We start from the raw sequence: 5,024 nt of genomic DNA, 5'->3' as shown, positions 1-5,024 counted from the left end.
GCATGGGAAGAATGGATCCAAAAAAAACGCAAAGTCATCGAGACAGTGTTTTCGATTCTCGTAGACCAATACCGGATCACCGACATTCGAGCGAATTCCATTGCCGGGTTTGAAGTGGCACTCGATGGCATCTTGTTGGCTTATTCCTTGGTCACACTAGGGCTGGTTGAGCGCTGACACTCAACTAGCACCACGGGTTTTTATCCATATTTAATAATGAAATTTTTAAAATCAATAATCATTCCCGTTCTCTCCATAAAGTCTACTCCTAAAATTCCGTCAAAACCATATATTTCTTTAGTCATTCCCAGTTGTAATAAAAATGATGCTAGCTCTTTTCCATCAATTATAACGTTGTTTACGATTTGTTCATAACAAATCTCGCTGTATCCGCCTACTCCGTACATTCGTTTTGTTCTTCCATTAATAATATCTAATTCGATACCAATTTGTGCGAGTGCATCCGTATCAAAAATGGTCGTAGCACAACCTGTGTCCAACAACACGTCTGTTAAAAGAACAGTTTTTTCACCACACTTTATTTCGACAGAAACAATAGGTAATCCATTTTCTATTCTTATATTCATACTCTCCCCCGAATCCCTATAAAATATTGTTCTTCTACCTCTATTTGCTCCTTACTTGTGTGAAAAATATATAATTCTTTCTCCGGAAAAGTTTTGTGCTGCTGTTTATAACCATTCCATGCATCAGACACACTATGATACCGATCGATCACTGCCATTTCCTTAATGATACGTTTGCCATTTTGTGAACAAGCCGAAATAGCCTCCACCAACACAAATTGATTCGGATATTGCTTACGTAACTCTGACCATTTCATTTGTTTGCCTCCATCTCTTTTTATTACATTTTATCACTAATCACCTTACATATATAAAGCAATATTTTTAAAATTTAAGCGTGGCAAGCAGTATGAGTACAATTTAATGCCAACGTCTAACATCATATCGATAGAAACAAACTATAGTAAGGGAGTTTGCTTGTCCTCTGCTTTTTCAATCGGGACCCTATTCGATATCGAGCAAAAATTTTTGACTAATATCCACAGTAATAAGTAAATTTTCATGTCCTTGCTACCATCTGAATACAATTTACAGAAAAGGTCCATGGGCAACGTTTTGCCCTCCACTCGGGCATGAAAATCACCACTCACCAACGTGGGATTTTCACGGAAAATGTTTCGTATATCGTTTGTTTCATCGTTATTTTCTGACTCATCTACCCATTAGCCGCCAAATATAAAAAATTACAAATATTGCATAATATCACATTCGATTTTGTCATCTTTAAAAGGTCTGGACGTATCTTTATTTGATTGGGATAAGAATCTAATTAAGGCTTACACTGATAATAAAAGCCTTACTCCCCGAACGAGCAAGGCTTAATCTAACAAGCATTTTTTATTAATTAAGCATCCCTATTCCTTTCAAATGTTGCCAAGCTTTTGTGATATGCGTTTCTTTAAATATCTTCCGCTTTCGTTCGTTCCAATTATGAATTTCTTTAATAATGGAATGAATATCGTCTTTTATATCCGGATTTTCTTTCACAACCCAATGTACAGTTGAAAGCAATTCCAGCCCATATGGAGTTTCAAACCCTTGAATGACATTCCGCACTTTTTCTAAATGTTCGTCAGCCTCGGAATCCCCCTGCAAATACTGTTCAGCTTCTTGTACCGCATTCGGTAGCAAATAAATTTCCGCATCCCGATTGCGGTCTCCAAAACCTCGAATAAAATGACCGTCCAAACGCAGTAGCACATGATTTAAGTTGTCCGCATACGGACCGTATTTCCCTTTCTCAAATCGCAATCTCATCGGCTCGCCGACAACCTGAAGAAAATAAGCCAACTTCTGAACTTCCAGCAATGACAACTTATACCCCGGAATGGAATAATCATTCATTAACATTAGCAATAACGCTCGAGATCTTGTCATCTTTGGTGGTTTTGTACGTATTTTGATTTGATCAGGGTTAGGGCTCCCTGCAGGCTCATACAAATGCACTTCCACCTCTTTTAAATGCTCAAAAGCCGCTTCAATTTTAGGACGTACTTCATCCCATCTAAGCCCACCATTTCCACAGCCAAGCGGCGGAAGCGCAATCGATTTTATATTAAGCTCTTTAACCACCTTTATCAAATCCGCCAACCCTAGTTCAATATCTTCCATCCGGGATTTATTTTTCCAATGGCGTTTTGTAGGAAAATTAATAATATATTTTGGGTTCAATAACGATTTAGTGGAAACGACATGCATTTTGCCTGGCTGCACTTCCTTGCGACGGCAAGCCTTTTCATACTCCGAAAACATTTCTGGATAAGCTTGCTTAAATTGCAGTGCAATTCCTTTCCCCATCACGCCGACACAATTGACCGTGTTTACCAAAGCTTCTGCTTCATCTTCCAAGAGATTGCCTTGTTTTAGGATGATCATTGCGTCACCTCCTTCAGTAGTACCAATGCGGCCGGACAGCTATCGGTTTATGGCAATGACATTGGTACATAATCTCTTCAACTTTTTGCTTCATTTTATCATTTTTAACCTCTTAATGCCTTAAAAATCATCGTTCCAGAGAACAATGAACATTAATCTGTATCCCATTACTAATCAAAAGGGACACAATTCTTTGAAACCCTTTTTCCCGAAAATCATCAGGCATGATCACAATCAACGTATAATCGGCGAGCGAATGGTAAAACTGCATTTTTCGGTCCACCTTCTCCGTATACCACTTGTAATGCGTCGAACCATATAGTCCGAAATATTCGACAATCCACTTTCTGCCGTTTTGTTCAATCACCCAGTCAGGGATATATACTTCGTCATATTCTTGGTTCACAAAACGACATCCTTCTCTTTCCACTTTCCCATCAGCGACCGCGCGAATCAAAAAGTTATGGATTTCTAGTTCTTCTTTTGAATCACACAATTGCCCGTCAATCCCAACTAGCAAATTAAATTCCTCAGGCTGAAATGTATATTCGGGGAATGATTCCATAATCCAACGGTAAAATTTGCTGTCGTAATGGCGATCGACCATGCTGATAAACCGCGGGAAATGCTTGCGAAAATACGCCCGATTTAACCGCGGCAACTCCTTGCGGTCGATTCCCCGCTTGGCACAAAACGTCCGCAACGCCTGCACCCGGTTTTGCGGTGAATGCCAATGTTGGTTCGGCACACGCTGAAACTCTGTCACATCATACTTCCCTGGAAACACCGCTTCTATAATCTCAATCGGCGAACCATGGTATTCATGCAACAGACCAGTCAACCCTTCCTCCATCAGCCGCTGTTTCGTCATAAAGCGCGGGACATCCTGCTCGGCTACCCCCTCCCTTTCAATCAAATCAATAATGGCCTGTCTGACATTCTTGATATCTTTCCAATAGCCGTTTGGTTTTGTGTGAAAATCATCGAGTGAAAATTGGTTGGGAAAAAGATATTGTATAAACTCTAGAGGCGAATTGCGGTGATGTTTTAAAGCTGCACTAAAACGATGCTTGATGAGCATTTGCTGCGTCACTTTCTTCGGCACGTCTTCGAACTGAATCTTTTCCATACGAAGCATGTCCATAAACTGCTCTTTCAAAAATTCGCGGTTTGTTGCATAACCTTGAGGAATTTTTTTAAAATCCGTTTCTTTAAAACGGCCGGGGTATAGGGCATTCATGAAGCGGTATGGGGAATGGCCATGTCGCTTCAAAGGGTTGGAAAATCCCCACTCAACAAGCAAATCGTAATTCACCTTTCTCGGTATTTCCACAATCCTGATTCCTTCCCTGCGCAAATGCCATTCCAATCGGTTGCGTATATTTTGAATATTGTTCCAGTAATTAATCGGCACTCGATTGAAATCAAATTCATTGTATCGGTCAGGATATACAAATTGAATTAATTTGCGAATAGATTTAAAACGGTTTAAAGCCCCCCAAAGCTTCTGTTCCTTTATGACGCCTCTGTTGATCTTGGGGATTTGTTCCTTCTTCAAACCAAGATGCACTTCTAATGCATAACGGACAATAATGATCACATTTTCGTCTTTTTCCCACGTACCTGAAGGAAGCGCCTTTCTTTTTCCGCTGATGAGCTCCTTATAGAGCTTCACAACCGGTAATTGAGTTAGCTCAGAAGGACAAATGCTTCGATAGTAATTGAGATTATCCATATGATCACCTCTACTTTATTATAACATAAATACAAACATATGTTCCGTAATAATTTAAATAAATAGAGCCTACTAGTCAGTAGACTCCTCGTTTTCACTTTTAAAATTGGAAATCATGATAGTGATGATGGATTCACTTCCTACTCTGCACTCGCTTTATTTGCAAAATTTCTTAACTCTTGTTTAATGAACCTATATCCTCACAATACTTATCCCATTCTGTTAAACGAACTACTTGACCTACTGTATAACCTGTATTAAATCAACCCATATATTAATAACCTGTTTATATCCTTGCTGTTGGGACATCACTGAACTTATTCAAACTCTTCACATTCTCCCCTCCTCCTAAAATAGAGAAATGGCCTTCCCTCCGAAGAGAAAAGCCCTAATAAAATGAACATGATATAGACGTATATTTTTTCTTGTAGGTACGATTAATACTATGGTTAATACCAGAGAAAAAATGAATATCAATCTGCAAAATTAAATTAACTCTATTTCATCTTCATATAAGAGTACTGATTTTCCATTTTCAAGTTTAATGTAATAAGCGTTCTCTTCCATAACACTCTTTTTGTATACAATTCCTTTTATTCCTATTATTGGTGGCATTGGCTGCTGAGTACGCCTTTTATGGCTATAGTTTATGTGCTTTACCCTGATTCTATCACCTGACGAGAATTTCATCAGAATTATACCTCCCTCTAGAAATGTTGATTTATCAAGGCTTTTCGGCCCCTCACGGGTGTCCAAAAAATATTTTTCGACAACATCTCTTACATCCTTTTTCAGTTTTGTGGATATCTTACAGACCTAGGGTGACC

5 protein-coding genes are annotated in these 5,024 nt (G+C 39.0%); 1 reads left to right on the top strand and 4 read right to left on the bottom strand.

Annotation, left to right across the window (positions count from 1 at the left end):
- On the top strand, positions 1 to 177 hold a 177-nt coding region (locus ETR37_RS14095), incomplete at its 5' end, for a transposase (RefSeq protein ID WP_164978007.1).
- A gap of 23 nt (positions 178 to 200) precedes the next feature.
- Here ETR37_RS14095 and ETR37_RS14090 read toward each other — a convergent pair.
- From ETR37_RS14090 to ETR37_RS14070, 4 genes are all read right to left on the bottom strand, one after another.
- Positions 201 to 587, bottom strand: a complete 387-nt coding sequence (locus tag ETR37_RS14090) for a pepsin/retropepsin-like aspartic protease family protein (protein WP_033014989.1) — start codon at positions 585 to 587, stop codon at positions 201 to 203.
- Positions 584 to 844 (bottom strand): hypothetical protein, encoded by a 261-nt coding sequence (locus ETR37_RS14085; protein ID WP_033026284.1) that lies wholly within the window; start codon positions 842 to 844, stop codon positions 584 to 586. Before ETR37_RS14085 ends, ETR37_RS14090 begins: the two co-directional genes overlap by 4 nt.
- Before the next feature lie 583 nt (positions 845 to 1,427).
- Positions 1,428 to 2,462 (bottom strand): type II toxin-antitoxin system antitoxin DNA ADP-ribosyl glycohydrolase DarG, encoded by a 1,035-nt coding sequence (gene darG, locus ETR37_RS14080; protein ID WP_129447435.1) that lies wholly within the window; start codon positions 2,460 to 2,462, stop codon positions 1,428 to 1,430.
- A gap of 127 nt (positions 2,463 to 2,589) precedes the next feature.
- A complete protein-coding gene (locus ETR37_RS14070; protein WP_129447434.1) occupies positions 2,590 to 4,197 on the bottom strand; it encodes a DUF4046 domain-containing protein in 1,608 nt (535 codons plus the stop codon).
- Positions 4,198 to 5,024: the final 827 nt, after the last annotated feature.

Source organism: Geobacillus sp. PK12 (genome assembly GCF_004123125.1).
GTDB lineage: Bacteria > Bacillota > Bacilli > Bacillales > Anoxybacillaceae > Geobacillus > Geobacillus zalihae.
Note: the sequence above shows the minus strand (reverse complement) of the source record. Positions and strands in the feature narration are given on the sequence as shown.

Excerpts from the sequence above, each read along its gene's own strand:
- ETR37_RS14070 (WP_129447434.1), bottom strand. The coding sequence starts at position 4,197 with ATGGATAATCTCAATTACTATCGAAGCATTTGTCCTTCTGAGCTAACT.
- ETR37_RS14090 (WP_033014989.1), bottom strand. The coding sequence starts at position 587 with ATGAATATAAGAATAGAAAATGGATTACCTATTGTTTCTGTCGAAATA.
- ETR37_RS14085 (WP_033026284.1), bottom strand. The coding sequence starts at position 844 with ATGAAATGGTCAGAGTTACGTAAGCAATATCCGAATCAATTTGTGTTG.
- darG (WP_129447435.1), bottom strand. The coding sequence starts at position 2,462 with ATGATCATCCTAAAACAAGGCAATCTCTTGGAAGATGAAGCAGAAGCT.